The following is a 2,911-nucleotide window of genomic DNA, read 5'->3' on the forward strand; positions in this document are numbered from 1 at the left end:
GCGGCCGTGCAGGACAAAGGCTAACCACCTTCAGGCTATACTATCCTGAGGAAAACAGAGAGATATCATGCCAGATGTTGCCATTATCACAGGGTCGGCCTCGGACAGCGCCATCGCCGAGAAGGCCCGGACAGTGCTCGACGAGTACGGGATCTCCTGCGAGCTCCAGGTGATCTCGGCACACCGTGACCCGGACCGTCTGGAAAACTATGTGCAGGCCTCGGACGCAAAGGTCTTCATCTGCATCGCCGGGATGGCGGCGGCCCTGCCGGGTGTCGTCGCTTCGAAGACGAAGAAGCCGGTGATCGGTGTCCCGGTCTCAGGGAAACACCTCGGCGGCCTCGACGCACTCCTCTCTGTCGTGCAGATGCCGAAGGGAGTGCCTGTTGCCTGCGTCGCCCTCGACGGCGGGGAAAATGCCGCACACCTGGCGGCGCGGATCCTCGGGGTGGCCTGATCCGGACGATGCCTGTCCAGCCGACCCTTCGGACCGCGCATCTTCTTCTTGCGCCGTTCCGATTCTCAGACGCACCGGAGATCGCACGCCTTGCCGACGATCCCGCGATCGCGGATACAGCGGTGCGAATGCCCTACCCGTACCCGCAGGGAATGGCCACGGCCTGGATCGCGGCGAGCATCGCGGGGTGGGCGAACGGCCGGTGCGCTGTCTGGAAGATTGTGCGGGCCGGTGACGGCGTCCTCATCGGGTCGGTCAGCCTGACCATCGACCCCGCGAACAGGAACGCCGAACTTGGGTACTGGATCAGGACCGACGCGTGGGGGCGGGGCTATGCGACCGAGGTGGCAGTGGCGGCCGTTGCCTTCGCCTTCGGCCCCCTCGGCCTCCACCGGGTCCATGCCTCCTGCCTGCGGCGGAACCCGGCCTCTGCGCGGGTGCTCGAAAAGGCCGGGCTGCGCCTTGAGGGATGCCGGCGGGGGCACCTCTTTCACAGAGGACGCTTCGAGGACGTGCTCAAGTACGGGGTGGTGGAGGAGGATCTTCGCCCCTCCCGGGATGAAGAGGGAAAAGAGCCGCGGGTGCCCGGGAACACCGGGCCCCGGAGATATCTGGAGACGGCGGACCTCTGATCCGCCGTGCAGGGAAAATGGGCTCTGGAGAATCGCTCATGAAACGGAGTTTCAGGCGGTTCTTTGAAAACACCGCTGGCTCTGTACAACAGGAATTTCCCGGAACTGAAAAAATGTTTTAGTCCTTCGGCTGGAGGAGGTTGACGATCTTTTTTGCGACCCCGTCGGCCTTCTTCACCGCCCGGGCGTCTGTCATGATCTCGCCCGGGAGGTAGGCCTTTCCGCAGACATGGCCGAGGTACGAGAACTGGTGGGTGTTCAGGAAACCCTCGATCGTCTCCAGGGAACGCTCGCAGCCGCGGTCGGCGCATACCGTCACCGCCACGGCATTCCTGCCCGCGAGTTTCCGGTCGTGGTACAGGGAGTAGGTGCGGTCGATGAGGTTCTTCATCTGGCCGTTGACGTCATAGTAATAGGTCGGCGACCCGATGACGACCACCTCGGCTTCGAGCATTCGCTGGGCGATGTCGCTCCAGCCGTCCCCCTCGATGACGCACCACTTCGTCTCCTTGCACCTCTCGCACCCGGTGCAGGGGTGGACGATCCGGCCGGCAAGGGAGACGAACTCGGTCTCTATCCCTGACGTCTGCACCTTCGCAAGGATGTACCTGACCAGCTGGGCGGTGTTGCCGTCCTTTCTCATGCTCCCTGATACGCCGAGGACCTTCATACACTGAGATGGACTTCACCCATATTGCTCTTTCTGATCTGCGGGACGAGGCCCGTCCTCCTGAACGCCTCCCCGATCCCGGAAAACGGCTCTTCAGGCCGGAAAAAGAGGTGCGAGGGGCAGGAACAGTCCGTGCACCCGAAGCCCGGCACCGCCTCACCGCCGATCGCTGTGGCGATCCGGCACTCGAAATCCTCTGCCGTCGCCCCGAGGACTGCACCCGCGAGAGTGATGCCGGGGGTGAGGAGGAGGCGGTCGATGTGCCAGTGTGGCCGCCCCTCCCGCGTCGCCGCGAGCCTGAAGTGCCGGCCGACCCGTGCCTCAAGCCCGCCGGGTCCGCGTGCCGAACCGACATAGATGTGATACCCGGCCCTGAAGCGGACCGTCCCGAGACTGCCGACCTCGACCTCGCAGGCCGGAGTATGGAGGACGAGGCAGTAGACGCCCTTCATCACAGCATACCCTTCAGAGCGAGGGCCGCCGCCCTGACATGCCGACCGCCCCCGCTCTTCACCGGTTCGCCGTGGCCGGGGTACAGCCCCTCGACTTCGAGGTCACAGAGGCGTTCTATCGAGGCGGCAAGGGCGCGGCCGTCCCCGCCCGGAAAGTCGCACCGCCCGAAAGACCCGCCCGTAAAGACGGTGTCGCCGCAGAAGAGGGCACGCTCCTCCTCGCTGTACAGCGAGATCCCGCCTGGCGTGTGGCCGGGCGTGTGGATGACGAGAAGGCCGCCGACCCTATCACCGTCTGCAAGGACGCGGTCGGGGACGACCATCGGGGGGTGTTCGCAGAACATCGGCGCAAGGCTCGGCGTATCATTGGTGAGGCCGGGGACGTCGAGGGCATGGACGCAGACCTCGGCACCGGTCATCGCTGTGATCTCCTTCAGGTGGGCGATATGGTCATAGTGCGTGTGGGTGATGACGATCGTCCTGATCCTGTCCGCATGCGGGGCGACGGCCATCGGATAGACCCCGGCGTCGATGAGGATATCGCCGAAGAGATAACTGTTCGCGAAGAACCCTTCTCCCGGCAACCACGTGACTGGCATGCAGAATAATAAGGATCGGTGACAGATGTGTGTTATGCAAACCCTGATCAAGGAGTCCCTCAAAGGCGTCCCGCCCGAGATCGAGGCGATCGCGAGGGACG

5 protein-coding genes are annotated in these 2,911 nt (G+C 64.3%); 2 read left to right on the forward strand and 3 right to left on the reverse strand.

The window, feature by feature from the left end; all coding sequences use genetic code 11:
• The first annotated feature begins 67 nt into the window (after positions 1-67).
• Both purE and PHP59_RS12405 read left to right on the forward strand, forming a co-directional pair.
• Positions 68-457 (forward strand): 5-(carboxyamino)imidazole ribonucleotide mutase, encoded by a 390-nt coding sequence (gene purE, locus PHP59_RS12400; protein ID WP_300167431.1) that lies wholly within the window; start codon positions 68-70, stop codon positions 455-457.
• Positions 458-465: 8 nt separating this feature from the next.
• Positions 466-1,089 carry a GNAT family protein gene (locus PHP59_RS12405; RefSeq protein WP_300167433.1) on the forward strand — a complete coding sequence of 208 codons (624 nt, stop codon included), beginning with the start codon at positions 466-468 and terminating at the stop codon, positions 1,087-1,089.
• A gap of 118 nt (positions 1,090-1,207) precedes the next feature.
• Here the strand turns inward: PHP59_RS12405 and PHP59_RS12410 are convergent, their stop codons facing one another.
• Genes PHP59_RS12410 through PHP59_RS12420 form a run of 3 tightly spaced genes read right to left on the reverse strand, consistent with a single transcriptional unit; the run spans position 1,208 to position 2,810 of the window.
• Positions 1,208-1,759, reverse strand: coding sequence for a flavodoxin family protein (locus PHP59_RS12410; protein ID WP_300167435.1), 552 nt, complete (start codon positions 1,757-1,759; stop codon positions 1,208-1,210).
• Positions 1,756-2,211 carry a DUF123 domain-containing protein gene (locus tag PHP59_RS12415; RefSeq protein ID WP_300167437.1) on the reverse strand — a complete coding sequence of 152 codons (456 nt, stop codon included), beginning with the start codon at positions 2,209-2,211 and terminating at the stop codon, positions 1,756-1,758. Before PHP59_RS12415 ends, PHP59_RS12410 begins: the two co-directional genes overlap by 4 nt.
• Positions 2,211-2,810 (reverse strand): MBL fold metallo-hydrolase, encoded by a 600-nt coding sequence (locus PHP59_RS12420; protein WP_300167438.1) that lies wholly within the window; start codon positions 2,808-2,810, stop codon positions 2,211-2,213. The genes PHP59_RS12415 and PHP59_RS12420 overlap by 1 nt, the downstream gene beginning before the upstream one ends.
• Positions 2,811-2,911 lie beyond the last annotated feature (101 nt).

This window comes from Methanofollis sp., assembly GCF_028702905.1.
In the GTDB taxonomy this organism is placed as follows: domain Archaea; phylum Halobacteriota; class Methanomicrobia; order Methanomicrobiales; family Methanofollaceae; genus Methanofollis.